Origin of the sequence: Candidatus Pelagibacter sp. HIMB123 (genome assembly GCF_052048195.1) — a bacterium.
Classification (GTDB): domain Bacteria; phylum Pseudomonadota; class Alphaproteobacteria; order Pelagibacterales; family Pelagibacteraceae; genus Pelagibacter.
In genome coordinates this window covers 1-22,466 of record NZ_JBNAIL010000024.1, presented here as the reverse complement: position 1 = coordinate 22,466, position 22,466 = coordinate 1, and the positions used below count along the sequence as shown (strand labels likewise).

The 22,466-nt window shown below is 30.0% G+C and carries 25 protein-coding genes; 13 read left to right on the top strand and 12 right to left on the bottom strand.

Features of this window, described 5'->3' with window-relative positions:
- From ACTTBL_RS05785 to ACTTBL_RS05770, 4 genes are all read right to left on the bottom strand, one after another.
- Nucleotides 1–1,613 (bottom strand): GspE/PulE family protein (locus ACTTBL_RS05785; protein WP_440643994.1); only part of this gene is annotated, 1,613 nt, incomplete at its 3' end.
- 27 nt (nt 1,614–1,640) lie between these two features.
- Nucleotides 1,641–3,179, bottom strand: a complete 1,539-nt coding sequence (locus tag ACTTBL_RS05780) for a secretin N-terminal domain-containing protein (RefSeq protein ID WP_440643605.1) — start codon at nt 3,177–3,179, stop codon at nt 1,641–1,643.
- An 80-nt stretch (nt 3,180–3,259) separates the two neighbouring features.
- A complete protein-coding gene (locus ACTTBL_RS05775; RefSeq protein WP_440643606.1) occupies nt 3,260–4,471 on the bottom strand; it encodes a LysM peptidoglycan-binding domain-containing protein in 1,212 nt (403 codons plus the stop codon).
- Nucleotides 4,471–6,237 (bottom strand): fimbrial assembly protein, encoded by a 1,767-nt coding sequence (locus ACTTBL_RS05770; protein ID WP_440643607.1) that lies wholly within the window; start codon nt 6,235–6,237, stop codon nt 4,471–4,473. The genes ACTTBL_RS05775 and ACTTBL_RS05770 overlap by 1 nt, the downstream gene beginning before the upstream one ends.
- A gap of 139 nt (nt 6,238–6,376) precedes the next feature.
- Between ACTTBL_RS05770 and ACTTBL_RS05765 the strand changes: the two genes are divergently transcribed.
- The gene (locus ACTTBL_RS05765) at nt 6,377–7,369 is read left to right on the top strand and encodes a PilT/PilU family type 4a pilus ATPase (protein WP_023854829.1); all 993 of its coding nucleotides are present in this window, start codon (nt 6,377–6,379) and stop codon (nt 7,367–7,369) included.
- Nucleotide 7,370: 1 nt separating this feature from the next.
- Here ACTTBL_RS05765 and ACTTBL_RS05760 read toward each other — a convergent pair whose 3' ends face one another.
- Nucleotides 7,371–7,679 (bottom strand): hypothetical protein, encoded by a 309-nt coding sequence (locus ACTTBL_RS05760; RefSeq protein WP_262589735.1) that lies wholly within the window; start codon nt 7,677–7,679, stop codon nt 7,371–7,373.
- Here ACTTBL_RS05760 and ACTTBL_RS05755 point away from each other — a divergent pair.
- A complete protein-coding gene (locus ACTTBL_RS05755; RefSeq protein WP_440643608.1) occupies nt 7,648–8,013 on the top strand; it encodes a hypothetical protein in 366 nt (121 codons plus the stop codon). The genes ACTTBL_RS05760 and ACTTBL_RS05755 overlap by 32 nt on opposite strands.
- Here ACTTBL_RS05755 and ACTTBL_RS05750 read toward each other — a convergent pair whose 3' ends face one another.
- Nucleotides 8,014–8,403, bottom strand: a complete 390-nt coding sequence (locus ACTTBL_RS05750; RefSeq protein ID WP_440643609.1) for an ATP-binding protein — start codon at nt 8,401–8,403, stop codon at nt 8,014–8,016. It lies immediately after the preceding gene.
- A gap of 68 nt (nt 8,404–8,471) precedes the next feature.
- Here ACTTBL_RS05750 and ACTTBL_RS05745 point away from each other — a divergent pair, with 68 nt between their 5' ends.
- The gene (locus ACTTBL_RS05745; protein WP_023854825.1) at nt 8,472–8,810 is read left to right on the top strand and encodes a heavy-metal-associated domain-containing protein; all 339 of its coding nucleotides are present in this window, start codon (nt 8,472–8,474) and stop codon (nt 8,808–8,810) included.
- Here ACTTBL_RS05745 and ACTTBL_RS05740 read toward each other — a convergent pair.
- Genes ACTTBL_RS05740 through ACTTBL_RS05730 form a run of 3 tightly spaced genes read right to left on the bottom strand, consistent with a single transcriptional unit; the run spans nt 8,807 to nt 10,417 of the window.
- Nucleotides 8,807–9,472 carry a hypothetical protein gene (locus ACTTBL_RS05740; RefSeq protein WP_023854824.1) on the bottom strand — a complete coding sequence of 222 codons (666 nt, stop codon included), beginning with the start codon at nt 9,470–9,472 and terminating at the stop codon, nt 8,807–8,809. The two genes, ACTTBL_RS05745 and ACTTBL_RS05740, sit on opposite strands and share 4 nt — an antisense overlap.
- The gene (locus ACTTBL_RS05735; protein ID WP_440643993.1) at nt 9,472–9,621 is read right to left on the bottom strand and encodes an ELM1/GtrOC1 family putative glycosyltransferase; all 150 of its coding nucleotides are present in this window, start codon (nt 9,619–9,621) and stop codon (nt 9,472–9,474) included. The genes ACTTBL_RS05740 and ACTTBL_RS05735 overlap by 1 nt, the downstream gene beginning before the upstream one ends.
- On the bottom strand, nt 9,596–10,417 hold the full coding sequence (locus tag ACTTBL_RS05730) for a mitochondrial fission ELM1 family protein (protein ID WP_440643992.1): 822 nt from the start codon (nt 10,415–10,417) through the stop codon (nt 9,596–9,598). The genes ACTTBL_RS05735 and ACTTBL_RS05730 overlap by 26 nt, the downstream gene beginning before the upstream one ends.
- A gap of 21 nt (nt 10,418–10,438) precedes the next feature.
- Here ACTTBL_RS05730 and trxB point away from each other — a divergent pair, with 21 nt between their 5' ends.
- From trxB to ACTTBL_RS05715, 3 genes are read left to right on the top strand one after another with little or no spacing between them, the layout of a single operon-like run.
- Nucleotides 10,439–11,383 carry a thioredoxin-disulfide reductase gene (trxB, locus tag ACTTBL_RS05725; protein ID WP_440643611.1) on the top strand — a complete coding sequence of 315 codons (945 nt, stop codon included), beginning with the start codon at nt 10,439–10,441 and terminating at the stop codon, nt 11,381–11,383.
- Between the two features lie 41 nt (nt 11,384–11,424).
- A complete protein-coding gene (locus ACTTBL_RS05720; RefSeq protein WP_440643612.1) occupies nt 11,425–12,447 on the top strand; it encodes an NAD-dependent epimerase/dehydratase family protein in 1,023 nt (340 codons plus the stop codon).
- Nucleotides 12,448–12,496: 49 nt separating this feature from the next.
- Entirely contained in the window at nt 12,497–13,129 is a 633-nt protein-coding gene (locus ACTTBL_RS05715) for a hypothetical protein (RefSeq protein ID WP_440643613.1), read from the top strand.
- A 2-nt stretch (nt 13,130–13,131) separates the two neighbouring features.
- On the opposite strand, the gene ACTTBL_RS05710 is transcribed toward ACTTBL_RS05715, so the two are convergent.
- Complete coding sequence (locus tag ACTTBL_RS05710; RefSeq protein ID WP_440643614.1) at nt 13,132–13,785, bottom strand: NAD(P)H-binding protein; 654 nt, start codon at nt 13,783–13,785, stop codon at nt 13,132–13,134.
- 3 nt (nt 13,786–13,788) lie between these two features.
- A complete protein-coding gene (locus ACTTBL_RS05705; RefSeq protein WP_440643615.1) occupies nt 13,789–14,988 on the bottom strand; it encodes a pyridoxal phosphate-dependent aminotransferase in 1,200 nt (399 codons plus the stop codon).
- A 36-nt stretch (nt 14,989–15,024) separates the two neighbouring features.
- Here ACTTBL_RS05705 and uvrB point away from each other — a divergent pair, with 36 nt between their 5' ends.
- Genes uvrB through pgsA form a run of 5 tightly spaced genes read left to right on the top strand, consistent with a single transcriptional unit; the run spans nt 15,025 to nt 20,764 of the window.
- On the top strand, nt 15,025–17,199 hold the full coding sequence (gene uvrB, locus ACTTBL_RS05700) for an excinuclease ABC subunit UvrB (protein ID WP_440643616.1): 2,175 nt from the start codon (nt 15,025–15,027) through the stop codon (nt 17,197–17,199).
- Nucleotides 17,181–17,933 (top strand): SDR family oxidoreductase, encoded by a 753-nt coding sequence (locus tag ACTTBL_RS05695; RefSeq protein ID WP_440643617.1) that lies wholly within the window; start codon nt 17,181–17,183, stop codon nt 17,931–17,933. The genes uvrB and ACTTBL_RS05695 overlap by 19 nt, the downstream gene beginning before the upstream one ends.
- On the top strand, nt 17,930–18,355 hold the full coding sequence (locus tag ACTTBL_RS05690; protein ID WP_023854815.1) for a dihydroneopterin aldolase: 426 nt from the start codon (nt 17,930–17,932) through the stop codon (nt 18,353–18,355). Before ACTTBL_RS05695 ends, ACTTBL_RS05690 begins: the two co-directional genes overlap by 4 nt.
- Complete coding sequence (uvrC, locus tag ACTTBL_RS05685; protein WP_440643618.1) at nt 18,342–20,177, top strand: excinuclease ABC subunit UvrC; 1,836 nt, start codon at nt 18,342–18,344, stop codon at nt 20,175–20,177. The genes ACTTBL_RS05690 and uvrC overlap by 14 nt, the downstream gene beginning before the upstream one ends.
- Nucleotides 20,178–20,179: 2 nt before the next feature.
- The gene (gene pgsA / locus ACTTBL_RS05680; protein WP_440643619.1) at nt 20,180–20,764 is read left to right on the top strand and encodes a CDP-diacylglycerol--glycerol-3-phosphate 3-phosphatidyltransferase; all 585 of its coding nucleotides are present in this window, start codon (nt 20,180–20,182) and stop codon (nt 20,762–20,764) included.
- On the opposite strand, the gene ACTTBL_RS05675 is transcribed toward pgsA, so the two are convergent.
- Nucleotides 20,761–21,642, bottom strand: a complete 882-nt coding sequence (locus ACTTBL_RS05675) for a branched-chain amino acid aminotransferase (protein WP_440643620.1) — start codon at nt 21,640–21,642, stop codon at nt 20,761–20,763. The genes pgsA and ACTTBL_RS05675 overlap by 4 nt on opposite strands.
- Nucleotides 21,643–21,715: 73 nt before the next feature.
- Between ACTTBL_RS05675 and ACTTBL_RS05670 the strand changes: the two genes are divergently transcribed.
- Nucleotides 21,716–22,153, top strand: coding sequence for a MarR family winged helix-turn-helix transcriptional regulator (locus ACTTBL_RS05670; protein WP_023854811.1), 438 nt, complete (start codon nt 21,716–21,718; stop codon nt 22,151–22,153).
- A partial coding sequence (locus tag ACTTBL_RS05665; protein WP_440643991.1) for a response regulator occupies nt 22,146–22,466 on the top strand: 321 nt, incomplete at its 3' end. The genes ACTTBL_RS05670 and ACTTBL_RS05665, both read left to right, overlap by 8 nt.

Below are 22,466 nucleotides of genomic sequence, written 5' to 3'. Positions count from 1 at the left end.
TCTCTCAATATCGCAGCTTCTAAGTTAGGAGTTTTTTTTAACACTTCATAAATTCCTTGTCTTCCTTTGTATCCAGTGTTGTTACATTCTGCACAACCTGCACCCATTTTGGGGGTAAAAGTATTTAACTCTTCTTCTTTAAAACCATATTGCAATAAAGTTTCTTTAGTCGCTTTTTCGTCATCAACCGTACAAGAAGAACAATTCTTTCTCGCCAACCTTTGAGCAACAATTAAACTTAAGGCTGATGCAACCATGAAACTTGGAACGCCCATATTTACTAATCTGACAACTGTAGAAACTGCATCATTTGTATGAAGCGTACTTAATAACAAGTGTCCAGTTAAAGCTGCTTTAATTGCAATATCTACTGTAGATTTATCTCTTATCTCTCCAACTAGAATTACCTCTGGGTCTTGTCTTAAAAAAGATTTCAAAATTGCCTCAAATGTTAAACCAATTTCATTGTTAGCTTGAATTTGTCCAACACCTTTTAAATAAAATTCAACCGGATCTTCGGCTGTCATTATATTTGTTCCAGGATTATTAATTTTTTTAATACAGCCATAAAGAGTTGTGCTTTTACCACTACCTGTTGGACCCGTAACCAAAACCATTCCTTGAGGAGCAGTTATAGCTGTAACTAAGTTATCATAATCCTCTTTATCTAGACCGATTTGCTCTAAACCAAGATCTGGTCCAGCAGCAAGTAAACGCATAACAACTCTTTCACCTTCTTTAGCTGGAATAACTGAAAATCTAACATCAATATCAACGTCATCTTCATTTTTTGGTTGTGGATTTTTAAATTGAAGTTTTCCATCTTGTGGCAACCTTTTTTCTGAAATATCACAACCTGACATAATTTTTAGCCTTGTTACTATTGCATTATAATTCTCCATCAAAAATTGTTTGAATTGTAATTGTTCTTGTAGGACACCATCTTTTCTAAATCTTATTCTTGCCTCACCTCTTCTAAAAATTTCAATATGAATATCACTTGTGCCACTAAAAAATGATTCATTTAAAAGTTTGTCGACAAATTCCACAACAGCATTCTCACCTTGAGTAATTTTTACGTTTGGAACCTTTACGTTTAAATTTGGTTTTGAGATGGATGATTTTTGTGATTGATTATTTTGAGAGTCTTGTGTCGCTTCAATTACAGATTTAAATTTTAATGCTTGATCTAAATTAGAAGGTTTAGCAACATACAATTCTACATTACATCCTGTCATGCTTTTAATTTTACCTGCCAATGTAGATTTAGTTGGATCGAACAAAGCAATTTTTAAAATTCTTCCATTTAGTTCAAACGGAAGCATTTCGTTTTCCATAATAAAATCTTTTGGAAGTTTTTTTACAGCTTCTTTTTTAATACTTTGCTCAGTTAGAATAGTTTTACGTAAAGCATAATTTCTTGAAACTGCAGAAACAATATCATCTTCACTTACCAGCTTATCATCAATTAAATATTCTAAAACACCAAGAGGCACCTTGCCATTACTATCATATTTTTTTTTGGCCTCATTAAAGTTAGCTTCAGATAATTTTCCGCTACTTTTTAAAAGGTTCGAAATTTTAATACTTATTTCAGGGTTAATTGATGGCATATTTAAAGTTATAATAAAAATTATAACTTATACAACATTTGCACTTAAGAATATCAACAGTTGAGTTTTATTGTCCTGATCAGTTTTTTGTTTAAAAAATGCTCCTAAAAGTGGAATCTTTGAAAAAAACGGAACATAGTTTTCGCTGTTTTCTCTAGTATTTTTATACACACCACCAAGTACAGCTACATCACCTGCATTTATTTGGACAATTGATGTAATCGATTCTTCATTAGTTGTAACACTGCCATCAGACAATGATGCACCAGGAGTATCATTAGAAAGTGTTAACTCCATCTTAATTCTATTTTCACCAATTACCTCTGGCGTTACTGTGATACTCAAGTTTTGAGGTATCTCTTGTGTAGATCCAGCTGCATCACCTGACGCTGGAATTACTTTCACCAAAGTTGTTCCTTGAGTAAGAGTGGCTTCCTCCCCATCCATTGCAAATAATTTTGGATTAGAAACTGTTTCTGTATTTGAGTCGTTTACTGAACTTGATATAACAGCTTTCATTTTATTCATTCCAATATTACCCAATAAAAACGCACCCCCTGCTAAATTAACCGCATCAGATGTAAGACCAGTATTTGATAGGCCTGCTGTTGAGGTATCTGATGGAGTAAATTTTGTAGTATCTCCTGGATTAGTATCAATTCCTGTATAAGTAATTCTGTCTCTTCCTTCTTGTACATTTGCAATGTTTACTAATTCTAGATTGGCACTAAAGTTTTTATTAAACCCGTCTGTTGCATTTACAATATAGGCCTCAATCATTACTTGTTTTTTTTCTAAATCAATTTTATTTAAAATATTCTCCGCTTGATTAAGCTGAGCATATGTACCCGTAATAATGATTTGATTATTTTTTTTATCATCAACCATTGTAAAGCCCTCTGCTTCACCCATTATTTCTCCAAGAGACTCAACTAAATCTGAGGAATTTTGATAAAAAACTTTAAATATTTCTGTAACCGTAGGTTCGACACTATCTCCATCATTTGAAACTGACCCACCAATATCTAAAGAAGCTAAATTATTATTTGCCTCAATTGTATTATCTATTTTAGATTTTTCTAATTCAGCAAAAAAATCTTTTGTATGAACTCTCAATAAACCAGAGTCTTCATCCACCGTCATAACTAAACTATTGATATCTAAAATAGCATAAACTGCAGAACCCCATTGTATATTTTCAAAATCAATAGTTATTTCACCATTTACCTCATTTCCTATGATTATATTTCTTTGAACTAATCCAGCAAATAATTTTAAAGCTGATCTTATGTTCATATTGTTCAATTTTAAACTAACTTCAGCATCCTCTAATTTTTTAATCTTTAAATTTCTATCAATAAGCTTAAGTGATTTTTTTTCTGGTTCTTTACCTTCTGTTAAAGAAATTCTTCTAACTAACTTTTCCTCTTTTTTATTCTTATTTAATATTTCTTTTGTATCTTGACTAAATTTTTCAGATGTTTTCCTAAAATTTTCTGCACTTGCCTTGACATTAAAAGATTCAATTTCCTGAACAGCTCCTTTATCCTTTTGATCATAAGCCATTTTAGGCCTATTTGAACTACTACAACTTACTATCAATATAGAAAATGTTAATACCAGGAATAATTTAAAAAATTTTGTCATTAATTGAATAAATCCTCAACATTAGTTACTGTTTCACTTTCATTATCATTGTTATCATTTTCATTATTCTCTGTTTGATTTTCAATATTTGTATCATCATTGCTTACATCATTATTGATTAAATCTTCATTATTTGATTGTGGTAATGATGCAATTGCCATTCCTACTATTGGGGTATTAATTAAAAACTCATATTCAATATTGTCCTCTAAAACAATCATTCTATTTTTTTCAATTGAGACTATCACGCCATCTCTGTTTCCTATTTTATCTCCCTCTTTAACCATAAATTGACTGTTACTTATCTCAACTATTGCAAGATTTTTTTTATTTATTTTAAAATCATTAATACTCTTTTTGTCCAAGTTTTCATAAGTAATATTTTCATTTGCATAAATTGGAATTTTTACTAATTGATTCTCATTTAAAATAACTGTATTTTTTTCAAAAGCATTAAATTCTATTAATTCACTTATTTCTCTTTCATACCTTCCTGCGATATCAGCTATTGTCTCGTTTTCATTTGCTACATGAATAAAGAAAGGTAGTAATAATTTGTCGCCAATTAAAATAATATTTTCATCTTCTATATCATTATAAGAAGCAAGTTGTGTTGCACTTAAATTATATCTTTCAGCAATAGTATTTAAATTTTGACCTTCTTTCACAATATGAAATCTGTTTGGAATAACCACTTTATCTCCAGCCACTAATTTTCTTGATCCTGGATAAATTGCATTTGCAATTTCTATTTCCCTTAACGAAAAACCGTATCTAAAAGCGATTTTCTCAATTGTATCTTCTTTCGAAATTGTGTGAGTAGTAGGTGTTTTTGCTCTGTCAATTTTTTTGACTTTAGCTCTTTGAAATTGATGATCAGATTCTTTACTTAGCGCAACACCTTTCAATAAATAATCTCTTAAAGAATATGCAACAATTGGATCTATATTTAAAACCGTAACAATTTCAGTATCTTCAGGTTCGGTCTCGATAACTTCTGTTACCTCATCTTTGTTCTCAAATATTTCTTCTGCTAGTTCTACTTCAATAGTTTCTTCTTCTGTTACTGTCTCTGTTTCAACTGTTTCCTCAATTTTTATCTCTACAACTTCTGGCTCTCTTATAATACCAATTTCATTAGTAAATGGATCGCTATAAGAATTACTGTGATACAATATGAAAATAGTAATTAAAATATATCTCAGTAACATTATTTTTTACCCTTCTTTAATAATTTTGAAACTATAATTTGGTCATCAAAAACCTCATTCGACAGAGGTTTTAGTGATAACATTGAGTTAAATTTTTTTGTTATTTTTTCTTTTGGCAAATCTTCTTCTTTTGGAACGGGTTGTCCTTCAATTTTGTAAAGATCCAATCTATCTTCTTTAGAAAACTCTACTAATGCTTCAATTTTGCTATCATTTACAACTTCATTTTCTGAAAAAATATTCATCATATTAACTACCGCTTGATCGTTCATAGCTACACCGGAAAATAAAATATTATGTTTTTCCTCTATCCCAAAACTAGTCAATCTAATATTTTTTGGAACTATTTGATTTAAACTTGCATAAAGATTTGCGGTTGTTTTTAAATTTGATCCAAGGGAAGCTGCAATTCTTTTATCTTCTTTTATACTATTAATTTTTGCATTATATCCCTGCAAAAGACTATTTTTACTTTCAAGATCTTCTTCTAAAATTTTAGTGGCAGCCAATTTGGATGAATTATTCATTAATTTTAAAATTTTAAATGGAAGAACATGTCCAATAAAACCAAGAACAAAAATCATCGAAATCATTAAACAAAAATTACCTAAAGATTTTGATCTTCTGTTAGTTTTTACTTGCTCAAAATTAGATAAAAGATTTACTGAAATTATTTCGTTAGTTTCAAGATTAAAAGAGTTTAATTTTCTTGAAGCTATTCCAATTGCTTCCGATGCTAGAGATTTATTGCTAAGTGAATCTATATATTTTTTTGCACTATCAGAAATCTCAGCAGAGTCCTCAGGATTATAAAGCTTAATAACAACATCTCCTAATTGTCGCTCAATTCCTTTTGAAACATTTTTAATTTTTGACTTATCTGAAATTACTGTAATAATATTTATAGGATCAAATTCATACTTTGTTTCATACTCAACTAAATACTGTTTTATTTGAGAACCGAGTCTTTCAAAAATTTCATCCCAAAATTCTGTTTCAACACTCTCAACTTCCTCAACTGTATCAAGCAATACCTGATCTGCTTCAATAATATTTAATTCTGAATATTGAAAACCTTTATTGGAACAAATAGTAATACTTTTCTCATCTTTTGAATAATTGAAAATGACATTTGGGGTTTCAAAGCCTTCTTTCCCAAGAAGAATTCCTTGAGAGTTAACATGAGCGAAAGGTGCAAGATCAATAACAACAGGATTATAACCTGCAAGTCTAAAAATATTTGAATAAGTTTCTACAAACTTTATTTCCATGGCAACTAAAACTACATCCATAACACCAAGTTCTTCATTTGTGCTCATTACAGAATAACTTGTTTCAAATTCATCTAAATTTTCTGGTGTTTCATCAAACTGATCCCAAAATCCACCCAAAGCAGTTGCTTCCCTTAAACTTTCTTCATCCATAATTGGAATTTGTAAATTATAAATTTGTGCCTTAGATGTATCTAAAGAAACGGCAATGTCTTTTGTTTTGGTCTTAATGGAATCTAATGCATTTTTTACTTGATCACTTAAATATGTTGTTGCGGATAAAAAATCTTGGTCCTCTCCAATTCCTGCTATTTGTTGATTAGAGAAATTATCAATTTTACAAACACCTTTTTTGTATGAAATTTCGGCAGCTTGAATAAATTTATCTCTAAAAACTACGCCTATTACTTTTTCTTTTTTTGAGTGATTTTTTCCTATTAATTTTATGAAAGGAGCAAAAGCTTTTGCAATAGGAGGTCCAATTTTATCAATCATAATTTTTTTATAAAAACCGAATAAAGTCACAATAATAAATACCGAATCGGTACACAAGCATTAGTTGTGTTACTTTATATATGCATCAATATTAAAAAAAAACTTGAAAAGCTATAACTTTTAGAGCATCAAAACATTTATGAGTCTTCATGATAAATTAAAATCATATCCAAAGGAATATGATTTATCAGATATCCACATCAGATCGAATCAACCATTCGCAATCAGAGAAAATGGTGAGATTAAAGTTTTTAGCGAAGATATTGTTTCAAGACAAGATATAGAAACTTTTTGGAAACAATCTTTAGATAAAGCTCAATACGATTATTTAATAAGCAATGGTGATTTAGATTTTGCTGTTGTTGTTGATGGACAGAGATTTAGAGCAAACGGTTATTATTCTTCTTATGGACCAAGTATGGTTCTGAGAAAAATTATAAGTGAAATTCCTAATATTGAAAAACTAGGTTTACCTCCTGCTGCTCATGAAGCAATTACTCATAAAACAGGTTTGGTGCTTGTTACAGGTCAAACTGGTTCTGGTAAATCTACATCACTTGCTGCAATGATAGATCAGATTAATTCTCATAGAGCAGAAAATATAATTACTATTGAAGATCCTATTGAATTTGTTCATCCTGCTAAAAAAAGTATTATTTCTCAAAGGGAAGTTGGAAAAGACACCGGAAGTTTCGCAAAAGCATTAAAGTCTGCATTAAGACAAGATCCTGATGTAATTTTAGTTGGTGAAATGAGGGATCTTGAAACTATTTCATTAGCATTAACTGCTGCAGAAACTGGTCACTTAGTTTTTGGAACTTTGCATGCAAGTAGTGCTTCATCAACAATTACTAGAATTTTAGATGTATTTCCTCCAGCTCAAAAAGAACAAGCACAAACAATGTTAGCAGGATCAATCAGATTAGTAATGTCTCAACAACTTCTTAAAAAGAAAGGTGGAGGAAGAATTGGATGTCATGAAGTAATGACTGGAACACCAGCAATAAGAAATTTAATTAGAGAAGGAAAAACAGAACAAATTCAATCTACACTTCAAACATCTGCCAAAGATGGAATGTTTACAATGGAAAAATGTCTTGAAGGTTTAAAACTTAAAAAATTAGTTGATTAAATTAATTTGAACTTTCGGTAAATCTTTGTTGAGGAACTATTGCAGAAAAAGTTCCAGTACCAGTACAATTACTTTCGGTTTGTTCACCAAGGCCTCTATTTACACTTGAAGGGTTTGGATTATTTGCTCCTTCACATTTTAAATTAAAATCTACATTTCCTTTTAACTCAACCTCAACCTCTAAAAATTTAATATTGTTAGCTGTGGATTTTGTTATTATATTATTATAAAGATAATTAGCTGCTAAAAATGCAAAAAAAGCTAAAAAGAATATTTTAATGTTATTTAAATTTTTTTTAAAATTTACCATTACTCTTATTATTATAGCTTTTATTCCCAAAAATTCTAATGCAAATATATATGAATTAAATTGTAAAAATAAAAAAAATACAACTGTTTGGGTTTATTCAAATAAAAGAAAACAAATTATTTTAACAAAAATTAACAGCTCAAAAACAAAAGTAAATTTCAAGATGGATAGACAAACCCCATCATCTTTTACATCAAACGGTTCAATTGGAGGATTACAGACTAATGTAACTTATAGTCAAAATTCTAATGAATTAGCAATGCTGCAAAAATCTTTAAGAGGTTCCAACCAATTTTACATGTGCTCAAAGCCTAAACTTATTAAAGAAGAGTAGTTAAAAAATTAAAGTTAAAGTTGTACCTGGACCCACTTGATTATGTTTGTACTCACAAAATTTCGAGGTTTTTTTTATAAAGTATACTCCCAAACCTCCAGGTCTGACTTTATCTAAATCTCTTGGTTTAATCGTATCTAATGGTACTTGTTCACCGTAGTCAGTAATTATTACTTTAAGCTCACTATCATTTATAATTTCTAAATTTAAATCAATTTTTTGATCTTTTTTCATTTTATACGAGTAACGAATTACATTTTGCAAAGCCTCATCAATTGCTAAAGTTACGCTTGCTAAATCGATATTTGGTAGATTTGATTTACAAAACTTCTCTATTTTCGATCTTATATCTTTTAGCTCTGAGGGATTTGATAGCATTGTAATATTCATAAATAAATTTCAATAGTATTACCCAATATGGGTATATTAAATTAAAAAAAATAGTTTATAAGAGAATTATGAAAAAAATCTTACTAGTTTTATTTACATCATTAATATTTTTTCAAAACATAGTCAAAGCAGAAGTTGCTATGATTGGGGTTGTGGATGGAATGGTTTGTATGGCTTGCCAAGCGAAAGTGGAAAAAGAACTTAAAGCAGCAACGGGCGAAGGTAACGTTGGGGTATCCTGGCCAGAAGGTGTAGCGTTTATTAACTTTGAAAATAATACTAATTTCTCTGAAGAAGATTTTAAAAAAGTAATTGAAGATGCTGGTTTTGCAGTTGGCAAAGTTGCAACTTTAAATGAAAAAATTATTGATCCAAAAACTGGATTAATTTCTTTAAATAAATTTTAGTTACTTACTTTCCAATCAGTTTTGAAAGTTACATAATTTACTTGTAAACATCGTCTTTCTTTAAGGATAGTTTTTTTTTCCATGCCGTGCCAAGTATTTGGCCCACTAGTAAAAAGATATCCATAGTTATTTCTATAAGGCAATGTTTTGATCTTTTCTAATTTTTCATTGTAAAAATCAGTCCCTAGATCTTCAGACTCGTTTGTTTGATTTACAAAAATTAATCCTGACATTAATTTTTCTTTAATATCGCAGTGAGGCTTGAGCCAAAATCCCTCTCTATCGCAAATCACCTCTACCCTTACATATGAGTTAGATAAATCTTTATTAATCATTTTAGATATTGTTTCGTATGTTTCTTTTGACTGAAGTTCATTTATAAATTTTACAAGATTTGGAAATTGTGAACTATTTTCTTTAGTAACAAAACACCTAAATTTTATTGCTTTACCACCAGACGAAATGCCTTCTCTAAACTCTGCAGCTCCACCATCTATTGCGCGGGTTCCATCATAATTCAAATTATGCTCACTTAAATCTGGGATATCTGCTTTAACAATCTCTTCAATAGCACCTTTTGATAAAGCATCGCTATACTCCCAATGATCAAATGGAATATTGTATTTTCTTGAATTATTTTTTATAGAATTTAAAAATGACATTAAGATTGAATCTTTTCTTTAATAATATTTGCTACTCTATTAGTTTCATTCAGCTTTTCATAGTTCCAATTTTCTATTTCTTCACCTAAGTTTCTAGTTATATTTAGTTCTCTAAATAAATTTCTAAATTTTTTGAAATCTTCTATCATTTTTTTTTGGTAAAATATTAGCTACATATATTGGCTTACCAGTCAAAGCAGCTTCTGAAATCATTGAGCTCGAGTCGCATGTAACAATTATATTTTCAGATAAAGCTAAAGCAGATAAATATGCTTTTTTATCCACATTCATAATAACTGTATGATTTACTCCAAAGAATTCTTTGGCATAATGAATAGTATTTATTGGTGTTCTCATTGATGGGATTACTACTAATTGAAAATCATGTTTCTTCATTAATTTATAAAACATTGAGAAAATATGTTTCATATTTTTAGTTGAATAATCATAATATTTTGTTGGTCCACCCATAATTAAGCACCAAATTTTTCTTTCATCTTGTTTGATAAAAGATTTTAAATAATCTTTATTTTCCTCAATTTCACTCTCTGAAAGATAATGAATAGCTCCTTTTGTGCTGATAACGTTTTCGCCATTTATTCCATCATGCTCAGGTGCAACAATAAAATCAAAATAATTAAAATCTATTTTTGGATCTTGGATATGAATATTAATAACTTTTTTTTTAGAAATACTTTTTAAATGAATAGAGGGAATTACACTTTTTCTTCCACAAGATATTATGAAATCAAAATCATTATCCTCGATCTTTTTATAAACTTTTTGAGAAATTGGAGTAAATTTAGGTGGAACAAGTTTCCAAATATTTTTTAGTTCAACCTTGTGGTGAGTAAAATCAATGTTAAGGGCTTTTGCAAGTCCTTCGACTTGACTTATCATCCCATGCATTCCCTGAGTTAATAATAATCCTTTTAATTTAGACATTAATTACTATATAGCTTCCATATGAGTCAAAATCCAACTAAACACACAAAAGTGTTAATAATTGGATCTGGTCCTGCCGGATACACAGCAGCTGTTTATGCTGCACGAGCAATGTTAGATCCTATCCTTGTTCATGGTGCTCAACCAGGCGGACAATTAACAACTACAACTGATGTGGAAAATTTTCCAGGCTTTGCAGAAGTAATACAAGGACCATGGCTAATGGATCAAATGAGAGATCAAGCAAAAGCTGTTGGAACAGAAATGATAGAAGACCATATCGGATCAGTGAATTTAAAATCTACACCGTTTGAGGCTGTTGGTGATAGTGGTCAAAAATATACAGCAGATAGCATAATTATTTCAACTGGTGCACAAGCAAGGTGGTTAAACATTAAATCTGAACAAGAATTTAGAGGATTTGGAGTTTCAGCATGTGCTACATGTGATGGTTTCTTTTTTAAAGATAAAGAAGTTGCTGTAGTTGGAGGTGGTAATGCTGCAGTAGAAGAGGCAATGTTTCTTACAAAATTTGCATCAAAAGTAAAATTAATTCATAGAAGAGATAGTTTGAGAGCTGAAAAGATGCTGCAAAAAAAATTGATGGAAAATAAAAAAATTGAAATTGTTTGGGACTCTGTTGTTGAGGATGTTTTGGGTGATAGCGAGCCAAAAAATGTTAAAGGTATAAAAATTAAAAATTTGAAAACTGAAAAAACAGAAGAAGTAAAATTAGATGGGTTGTTTATTGCAATCGGTCATGATCCTGCAACTCAACTTTTCAAAGACCAATTAGAAATGGATAAAGAAGGTTATTTAATTACAAAACCAGATTCTACAGAAACAAATATTCCTGGAGTTTATGCTGCAGGTGATGTTAAAGATAAAACTTTTCGACAAGCCGTTACAGCAGCAGGAATGGGCTGTATGGCTGCATTAGAAGCAGAAAAATTCTTATCTCATTAATATGAGATTACAATTACTAACTAATTAAAGGGAGAGGTGTTATGGCTGATAAAATATTATTAACTGGAATAAGTGGATGGATTGCTAAACATACTGCAATAGAATTATTAAATTCAGGTTATGAAGTTTTAGGTACTGTTAGAAGTGATGATGTAATTTCTCAGACAAAAGAAACGATTAGTAAATATGCTTCTATAGATAAATTATCTTTTATAAAACTTGATCTTTTAAATGATGAAGGTTGGGAAGATGCTGCAAAAGGTTGTAAATATATAATGCATATGGCCTCACCTTTTCCAATGAAAGTTTCAAAAAATAGAGAAAATTTAATACCAGTTGCAAAAGATGGAACTTTAAGAGTTTTAAATGCTGGTATCAAAGCAAACGCAGAGCAATTTGTAGTTACATCTTCAATAGCAGCAATGTTTAGAAAACCAAATAGATCAAATCCTTACTCATTTAGTGAAAATGATTGGACTGATGAAAATTGGGTTGAAGGAGTTAATGATTATTTTCTATCCAAAACAGTCGCTGAAAAAGCGGCCTGGGAATTAATGGAAAGTAAAGGGATTAAAAGTAAACTTACTTGTATAAATCCTGGTGGAGTATTTGGAGATGCTTTGGATACTAAAGGTGGAACATCGATTGAATATGTTAGGCAATTTTTAAAAGGTAAATTTCCAGCAACACCTAAATGGGGAATACTAATATCTGATGTTAAAGATGTTGCAAAATCTCATGTTGCTTGCTTAGGAAATTCAAGAGTTGGTGGCAGAAGATTAATAATTGGGAAAGAAGTTAAAACACTACTTGAGACATCAAAAATATTAGCTGAGGCTTTACCAGAGTATGCAAAAAAACTACCTAAAAAAACTTTACCAAATTTTATGGTAAAATTTATTAGCCTGCTAGACTCAAGTGCAAAAACCATGATCCCAGATCTTGAATTAGAGATGAAGCCAGAGACAAAATATGCTGAAGAATTAATTGGTTTTGAGTTTAAACCGGCAAGTGGGGCTTTAATTGATGCTGGAAAATCAGTAGTAAGATTAGGCTTAGTATAAAAATTTTATATAACCTCATCTTTAAATTTAAGGTATAAAATTAATTCAAATGAACAGAAGAAAATTTATAAAAACTGTAAGTCAAATTATGATTGCTTGGGGATTAAGTCCAAATCTCGCATTTGCCTCAGAAACTAATAAAATATTATCAGGAAAATTTTTTATAAATGGCAAGGAAGCAGAATTAAATTTTCAAGATTTAAATAATTCTACAATTGAAACTAAAGATGAAAAATCAATAATTAAATTTAAAGATGATTTTTATTTGATAAGACCTGAAACTAAGCTTCAATTTGTCTCAAAAAACTTGTTAAAAGTTATCAAAGGTTCTGTTCATGCAGTCTTTGGAAAAAGACAAGAGGAGTTAAATGTTGAAATTCCTCACGGCACAATTGGAATAAGAGGAACTTCAATTTTCATTGATATTGAGCCTAAGCAGAATAGAAGTTATTTTTGTAATTGTTATGGAGAAACAGCTCTCTATGACAAAAAAGGAAATTTATTAGAAACAGTGGTTTCATATGGACACGAGTCCGGAGCACTTACAGAAGATGGGAAATTTAAAAGGTATGGAATTAATTATTTAAAAAATATTTATGCTTTAAGACATCCAAAAATATTTGACGAAGAGATGGAAAAAGTTGGGTGTATCGTAGAAAATAGTCATTGTACCTTAAAATAAATTTATTTTACTAAATCTGAAATTTGATCTGACTCAAAGATTTTTTGATCAATATTATTATTCGCAAGTTTAATCATTGCTTTTGCAATTGTTTCTGAATGAATTGATCTCATTTTCTTTAATGGTCCAACTAATAAAGGGTTGAGAAGCTTAAAAATTATTATTCCTATTTTCTCACCCAATCTAAATTCTTTTCTATTGCCCAATATAAATGAGGGTCTCATAATTCCTATTTTAGAAAAACCTAAACTTAAGATCTTTTCCTCTACGAGACCCTTATATTTTAAATAATCTGCTGAACTTTTAGAATTTGCGTATCCTGAAGACACAAAAAAATAAGAATTAATATTATTAGATTTTGCAATTTGAGCCACTTGTTTTGGAATATCTAATTCAATTCTTTGATATTCATTTTTGTCAGGAGAATTTTTTTTTGTTGTACCAATACAAAAAAAACATTCATCTCCTTCAATCTCATCTTTGTATTTTTCTAAATTATTAAAATCAGTCTGAATTACTTTAATTTTTGAGTTGTTTATTTGAATTGAAGAACGGACAAATATTTTAATTTTAGAGTAATTATCATTCTGAATAAGTTGATTTAAAACATGTCTTCCAACTAATCCAGTTGAGCCAAATAGTATTGCAGTTTTCACTTCTTAAGAAAGGCTTTCGCAAAAAGATTTTATTCTATCCATTGCTTTCTTAAGATTATCCATTGATGTTGCATAAGAAATTCTGAAAAAACCTTCTAAACCAAATGCAGAACCTTGGACTACAGCAATCTCACTATTCTCTAATAATGATTGAACAAAATCAGTATCAGATTTAATTTCATTACCATTTGGATCTTTTTTACCCATTAAACCTTTGCAACTTGGAAATACATAGAACGCTCCATCTGGATTTAGGCATTCAATTCCATTTATCGAATTTAAAGCATTAACTACAAAATCTCTTCTCTCTTGAAAAGAGTCTGCTCTTTCCTTAATAAAGTCTTGTGTTCCACTTAGTGCCTCAACTGCAGCAGCTTGACTAATAGAGGAAGGATTAGTTGTCGATTGTGATTGGATTTTAGCAATAGCTTTAACGATCTCTTTTGGACCAGCTGCATAACCTATTCTCCAGCCTGTCATTGAGTAAGCTTTACTTACACCATTCATTGTAAGCACTCTATCTTTTAAACTATTAATTTGAGCAATTGTAAAAAATTTAAAACCCTCATAAGTCACGTGCTCATAAATATCATCGCTCAAAATATACACATGATTATGTTTTTCTAAGATGGCTGCGATTGCTTTTATATCTTGCTCTGAATAACATGCTCCAGTTGGATTTGAAGGAGAATTAAGAATAATCCATTTAGTTTTTGGAGTTATAAATTTTTCAAGATCAATTGGATTTATTTTAAAACCTTGTTTTTCATCACATTCCATTATCACTGGTTTTCCTCCAGCTAATAAAACCATATCGGGGTAAGAAACCCAATAAGGAGCAGGAACTATAACTTCATCACCTTCGTTTAATGTGGCCATCATTGCATTATAAATTACATGCTTACCACCAGCACCAACTGTAATTTGATCAGTTGTATAATCTAAATTATTTTCTTTTTTAAATTTTTCTACAATCGCTTTTTTCAATGCTGGCGTACCATCTACTGCCGTGTATTTTGTATCACCATCATTAATAGCTTTTATAGCTGCTTGCTTAATATTATCTGGAGTATCAAAATCTGGCTCCCCCGCACCTAATCCAATAACATCTTTTCCAGCAGCTTTTAATTCTCTTGCTTTTTGAGTAACAGCAATAGTAGGTGATGGTTTAATCTTCTTTAAACTGTCTGATATTATGCTCATTGAAATATAAATAAATTCTACTACGTTGTTTAATATATGGAAAATACTTATCAAGATTTAATTACAGATATTCAGAGTAAAAATCCTAAAATAGGTGGAAAACTAGAAGGTGGAAAAAAATTCAAAATTAAATCTGATTTTAAACCTGCTGGTGATCAGCCCGAAGCTATAAAAAAATTAGTAAATGGTGCTAACAAAGATCAATTTAATCAAGTTTTACTTGGTGTGACAGGATCTGGAAAAACTTTTACCATGGCTAAAGTTATTGAGGCTACCAATAGACCTGCCTTGATTTTAGCTCCAAACAAAACTCTTGCTGCTCAACTTTATGGGGAAATGAAAACCTTTTTTCCTGACAATGCTGTTGAATATTTCGTCTCATACTATGACTATTATACTCCTGAGGCTTACGTCCCAAGATCAGACACATACATAGAGAAAGAAGCCTCTATAAATGAACAAATTGATAGAATGAGGCACTCAGCGACTAGATCTCTTTTAGAAAGAGATGATGTTTTAATTGTAGCAAGTGTTTCGTGTATCTATGGATTAGGTTCAGTTGAAGCGTACAGTAAAATGACACTAACTCTTCAAAAAAATTATGATTATAATAGAGAAGAAATAATTAAGTCTTTAGTAGCTCTTCAATATAAACGTAATGATCAAAATTTTTATAGAGGAACATTTAGAGCAAGAGGAGAATACTTAGAAATTTTTCCATCACACTTAGAAGACAGAGCTTGGAGATTATGTTTATTCGGAGATAAGCTTGAACAGATAGAAGAGTTTGATCCGTTAACTGGTGATAAAGTAAGAGAATTAAGTTTAGTAAAAGTTTATGCAAATAGTCACTACATCACCCCAAAACCTACAATTGAACAAGCGGTAATTAATATAAAAAAAGAATTAAAAGTAACTCTAAAAAAACACCGTGCTGAAAATAAATTATTAGAAGCACAGAGATTAGAAGAAAGAACTAAATTTGATCTTGAAATGATTGAAGCCACTGGTTCTTGTGCTGGCATTGAAAACTATTCAAGATTTTTGTCAGGAAGAAAACCTGGAGAGCCCCCACCTACTCTTTTTGAATACTTTCCAGATAACACTTTAATATTTGTAGATGAGTGTCACGTTACAGTTCCTCAGCTAAATGGAATGTATAAAGGTGATAGATCAAGAAAAAGTACTTTAGCAGAATACGGTTTTAGACTTCCTTCATGCATGGATAATAGACCATTAAAATTTGAAGAATGGGACTTAATGAGAACCCAAACTGTTTTCGTTTCAGCAACACCTGGTCCATGGGAACTAGAGCAAACTAAAGGGAAATTCATTGATCAAGTTATCAGACCAACTGGTCTTATAGATCCAGTCGTAGAAATACGACCAGCCAAAAATCAAGTCGACGATTTAATGCATGAATGTAAAAAAGTAATTGAAAATAATCATAGAGTATTAGTCACAACACTAACCAAAAAAATGGCTGAAGATTTAACTGAATATCTTCATGAGAATGGAATTAAAGTAAGATATCTACACTCAGATATTGATACATTAGAAAGAATTGAAATCATGAGAGATCTAAGAATGGGTGTATTTGATGTTTTAGTTGGAATTAACTTATTAAGGGAGGGATTAGATATTCCTGAATGTGCTTTAGTTGGAATTTTAGATGCTGATAAAGAAGGTTTTTTAAGATCTGAAACATCTTTAATTCAAACTATAGGAAGAGCAGCTAGAAATGTTGATGGTAAAGTAGTTTTATATGCAGACAAGGAGACGAAAAGTATAAAAAAAGCAATTGCAGAAACTGATCGAAGAAGAAAAATTCAGTTAGCTTACAATAAGAAACACAAGATAGATGCAAAATCGGTAAAAAAAGAAATCAGTGATATTCTAGAGAGTGTTTATGAAAAAGACTATGTTAAAGTAAGCGAAGGGTCTAATGTCGGAGGAAATCTTAAAAAACACCTTAAAGCCCTAGATAAAAAAATGAAAGAGTCAGCATCTAATTTAGAGTTTGAAGAAGCTGCTAAAATACGAGATGAGATAAGAAAATTAGAAAGCACTGAATTAGAAATTACATTAAATCCAAAAATAAGGCAGTATGACGTAAAAAATAAGCTTTATCCAAAAGGTAGATCAACTATGGGTATGCCAGGAACTAAAGTTACAAAAAAAAGAGATAAGAAATGGAAGCACGGAAAATAATTATTACTGGTGGAGCTACTAGAATGGGTGCTGCAATTGCCAGAAAGTTATCTGGTCCAAATATTGAAATCTTAATCCATTACAATAAATCAAAATTAAAAGCAGAAAAATTAAAAAAAGAGTTATCTAGCAAAGGTACAAAAGTATACTTAGTTAAAGGTGATTTAAGCAAAGAAACTGATATAAAAAAAATAATTAAATTTGCAAAATCAAAACTAAAAAATTTTGATTGTCTTGTTAACAATGCCTCCTTATTTGAAAATGATAAATTAGAAAATTTTTCATTGGATAGTTGGAGTAATCATTTAAGAACCAATTTAAGAGCGCCTGCACTATTGACGAAAGAATTTGCTAAAAATGTTAAAGGCAAAAATAATAATATTATAAATATTATTGATCAAAGAGTGTTCAAATTAACTCCTTACTTTTTTTCATACACTCTTAGCAAAACTGGTTTGTATACTTTAACAAAAACTAGCGCTATGAGTTTAGCTCCAAATATAAGAGTAAACGCAATTGCACCTGGGCCCACTATAAAAAATCAAAGACAGTCTGAAAAACATTTCAAAAAGCAATATTTAGCAACACCTCTTAAAAGACAAGTTGATGTGGAACAAATATGTAATGCTGTTGACTTTTTTATTAAAAATATATCTATTACTGGTCAAGTTTTGGCTATTGATAGTGGTCAAAATCTTAACTGGCAAACACCAGATGTAATGGGTAAAGAATGAAAAAGAACAATTTAAAAATTGTCAAAATAGATAAAAATAAAAGTTTATTTAATTATGAGAAGAAAATCCTAATTAACGAATTAATCTTGGATTTAAAACTTGGTTATTACGATTTTGAAAAAGAAAAACCACAAAAAGTTAAATTTAGTCTTGAAATAGACTATGAAGACAAAAAACCTTCAAGCGATAAAGATATCAAATCCATTGTTAATTATGGAACTATAGTAAAATTAATTACGAAACTTGTAAAAAAGAAACATTATAATTTCCTAGAAACTTTAGCAGAAGCTGTTTTTGACGAATTATTTAAAGACAAAAGGATTGCTAAAATAATGTTGAAAATTGAAAAATTAGAAATTTTAAAACAGTGTTCATCTGTTGGTATTCAAATTACCAAAAAGAGAAGCCATGATAAGCTCTGAAATAGGAAAAGAAGTAATTAAAAAAGAGCTACCTCTAGTCCCAAAACTTCCAGGCATATACAGAATGCTTAATGAAAAGAATGAAATTCTTTATGTAGGTAAAGCAAAAAATTTACCGAATAGATTAAAGAGTTATGTTGCAGAAAAAAATCATATAATTAGAACTGAACGAATGTTGTCTCAAACAAGAAAATTAGAGATAACAACAACATCTAATGAAAGTGAAGCTTTATTACTAGAAGCAAATTTAATTAAAAAACATAAACCAAAATTTAATATCCTTTTACGTGATGATAAGTCATTTCCATTTATATTTATTGGTAATAAAGATAAATGGCCTCAAATAAAAAGACATAGAGGAAAAAAAACAAAAGAAGGTTTTTACTTTGGACCTTTTGCCTCTGCTGGTTCAGCTAATTGGACAATTAAAATGATACAAAAAATTTTTCATTTAAGAGTTTGTGATGACACCGTTTTCAAAAACAGAGAAAGACCTTGTATTTTATATCAAATAAAAAGATGTTCTGGACCTTGTGTAGGATATGTAAAAAAAGAGGAATACAATCAAACAGTAGAAGATGCTATTGAATTTGTTTCAGGCAAATCTAGGAAAATTCAAAAAAATCTTTCTAACCAAATGGAAAAAGCAAGTGAGGATCTTGATTTTGAAAAAGCTGTAATTTTAAGAGATAGAATTAAAGCACTAAACATCATTCAATCTTCACAGAGAATTAATGAAGCAAACTTAGTTGAGGCAGATGTTATTGCTGGATATAAAGAATCTGGAAAAACTTGTATTCAAGTATTTTTTTATAGATCAAAACAAAATTGGGGCAATCAAGCTTTTTTCCCTAAACACGATCCAGATGAAAAGTTTAGTGAAATCCTGAATTCATTTGTTTCTCAATTTTATGAAAATAAAAGTGTTCCTTCATCGGTTATCCTTTCAGAAGAAATAAAGGAAAAAGCACTAATTGAAAAAACACTGACACAAAAAGAAGGTAAACAAATAAATATTTCAGTTGCGAAAAAAGGATCAAAACTAAAAGTAATTAATCAAGCAATTAAAAACGCAAAGGATAGTCTAAATAGAAAACTTTATGAAAGTCAGAATAATAAAGAATTGTTCGATGCAGTAGCTAAAAAATTTAATTTAGAAACCAATATAAATTTAATCGAGGTTTATGATAATAGTCATATTCAAGGCACAAATAGTGTTGGCGCTTTAATAGCCTACGGCGATGAAGGCTTTATCAAAAAAAGATATAGAAAATTTAATATTAAGCATAAAAAAAATGAGCAAGATGATTATGGAATGATGAGAGAGGTATTAAATAGAAGGTTCAAAAGAGCAGTTCAAGAAAAAGATAATTACCTTGCTTTTCCTGATTTGGTTCTAGTAGATGGAGGAAAAGGTCAATATTCAGTCGCTAGAGAGAGCCTTAATGAATTAGGGCTTCACGACATTCCAATTATTGCAATAGCAAAAGGTAAATTTAGAAATAGTGGAAATGAAACTTTCTTTCACGATGGCAAAGAATATAAATTCACTAGAAATGACCCTACCCTATTTTTTCTTCAAAGAATAAGAGATGAATCACATAGATTTGCCATAAGCGCTCACAGAGCAAAGAGAAAAAAAGGTATAAGCAAATCTCTGTTAGATCAAATAGAGGGGATTGGGGCCATAAGAAAAAGGGCTTTATTGAACCATTTTGGATCTGCAAGATCGGTTGAGTCTGCTAGCTTAGATGAAATAAAATCTGTAGAAGGTGTTGAAGAAAAAGTAGCAAAAAGGATATATAACTTTTTTCACGAATAATTATGTTAAAAAAAATTCCAAACATATTAACTATAGGGCGAATAATAATTGTTCCTTTTTTTGTTTTAGCCTTTTATCTTCCAGGATTTTATGGTGATCTTACTGCTTTAATATTATTTATTATTGCATCATTTACGGACTTCTTGGATGGTATGTTGGCTAGAATGTTTGGAGTAGAATCAAAACTGGGTGAATTATTAGATCCTATAGCTGATAAAATCATTGTTGCTACAGCATTAATACTTCTGGTTATGGATGGAACAATCAGAAATTATGAAGTAGTTGCAGCAATAATAATTCTTACAAGAGAAATTTTAATTTCAGGTTTAAGAGAATTTTTAGCAAAGGGAAAAATAAAACTTCCTGTTTCAAACCTTGCTAAACTTAAAACAGTATTACAAATGGTATCCATTGCTCTTTTATTGTCTGGAGATACTGGAAATAAAATAATTAATTTCCAAGATTATAATGCTCAAACTATAGGTATAATTCTTTTGTGGTTATCCGCTGCTTTAACACTTTTTACTGCATATCATTATATGCGAAAAGGTATTGATCACGCTATGTCTGAAGACAGTAAAGACTAGGCTGCTTTTTTCTTCCTAACTAATGCCTGATAACTTTCATTTAAATCAATAATAGTATCACAAACTTTAAACTGATTTTCAGCAATACAAGATACTGGAGTTACCTCTGCTGCTGTTCCAGTTAAAAAACATCCAACAAAATTAGGTAATTCGGTTGGACTAATTTTTCTTTCATGTACTTTTATATTTTTTGATTTTGCAATTCCAATTACAGTCCTTCTTGTAATACCATCTAAAAAAGAGTCTGGTATTGGAGTGTGAATTTCTCCATTTTTATCTTTGAAAAAAATATTTGCTCCAGTTGCTTCAGCAATATTCCCTTCGTGATCAAGCATTAGAGAATCTGTATATCCTTGCTTTTCTGCCTCATGTTTTGAGAGAGTACAAATCATATAAAGACCTGATGCTTTTGTATCCCATGGGATTGTATTAGGTGCTGGCCTTCTCCAATTTGAAATATTTAATCTTATTCCCTCTACTTTTAGTTTGGGATCAAAATATGATCCCCATTCCCATGTTGCAATCGCAACATGTATTTTTGTTTGTTGTGCAGAAATAGCCATCATCTCACTACCCCTCCAAGCAACAGGTCTTACATAACCATTTTCTACTTTTTGAGTTGCTATAATTTTATTAGATGCATTATTGATTTCTTCCTCAGTATATGGAATTTCAAAACCCATTCTTCTTGCAGAATGAAAAAATCTAGCTGTGTGCTCTTCTAATTTGAAAATTGAACCATCATAAACTCTCTCACCCTCAAATACACAACTAGCGTAGTGCATACCATGGCTTAAAACATGTAGTTTAACATCAGCCCAATCAACTAATTCGTTGTTGTACCATATTTTTCCAGATCGCTTGTCGTAAGGTATCATGTGTGAAAATTTTTTTAATTTATAACTGAAAAATATCTTTGTATCTTTAATATGTCAATATAACTTACCTTTTATGAAAGAACTTTTATATTTAAAAGATGACCAACTTAAAGATCTAATTGAAAAACTATTCGTAAGCTATAGAGAAACCTTTTCTGACTCTAAAAAAATATTAGATAGATATTCAATTGGTTTAGCACACCATAAAGTAATTCATTTGTTGTCAATGTATGAGGGGATCTCAATTTCTGAGCTGCTTAAGAGATTAAAAGTCACAAAACAAAGCTTAAATCGTGTTCTCAAAGATTTGATTAAACTCGAAATAGTCATTTTTAAAAAAGATGACCAAGATACTAGAGTAAAGCATGTTTTTCTTAATGATAAAGGTAAAAAAATTTTTAATGAAATTTTCAATTTACAAAAAAAGAGAATTTATAATGCTTTATTAAATTCAAGTTCTGAAGAAGTTATTAATTTTGATAATGTACTAAGTAAAATAATTAATGGATAAGTTTATTGCACATATACTAGTGGTTGATGATGATGATGGAATTAGATCTCTTGTAAAAAAGTATTTAAATGAAAATAAATTTTTAGTCACTACTGCTGAAAATGCAGAAAATGCATCAGAGAAAATAAAAATAATTAAGTTTGATTTAATAGTTTTGGATATCATGATGCCTGGTAAAAGTGGACTTGAATTTTTAAAAGAAAATAAAAAAAAATTAGATACACCAGTTATACTTCTCACTGCCAAAGGTGAAGCAAGTGAAAGAGTTGAGGGGTTAGAGATTGGTGCTGATGATTATTTGCCGAAACCATTT